The sequence below is a fragment of the Actinotignum sp. usb-actsch-213 genome, from assembly GCF_059085665.1.
This window is the reverse complement of the sequence record NZ_JBHNSQ010000011.1, coordinates 1-362: the sequence shown is the minus strand read 5'-3', so window position 1 is coordinate 362 and position 362 is coordinate 1. Positions and strand designations below refer to the sequence as shown.

Annotated in this window: 1 protein-coding gene; it reads right to left on the bottom strand. The window is 55.8% G+C overall.

Annotated features, from left to right (window positions below; genetic code table 11):
• A partial coding sequence (locus AC5RK6_RS00820) for an Ig-like domain-containing protein (protein WP_493925725.1) occupies positions 1 to 362 on the bottom strand: 362 nt, incomplete at both ends.

The following is a 362-nucleotide window of genomic DNA, read 5'->3' as shown; positions in this document are numbered from 1 at the left end:
TCACCATCGGTGAGTCCGTCACCATCGGTATCCGGATCGGTCACCGTCACAGTCACGGTATCCAGTTCCTTACCATCCCGATCCTTGATAGTAACGACGACCTCGTCCTTATCCTTCGCATCGGGATCCGGAGTAACCGTGATCGAACCATCAGGATTGAGTGTCGCAGTACCCGGACCGTTCACTTCCACCGTTGTACCGTCAGGTACCGGCCCGCCGGTATTAGGAATATCAACCGGGACACCCGGCTTACTGCTTCCGTCATTCCAGATGGGCTTGTCCGGCTCGGTAACCGTTACCTTAGAAGTATCGAAGGCCTTGTCGCCGTCCTTGACGGTCACGGTGATTTCAGTACCCGGAGT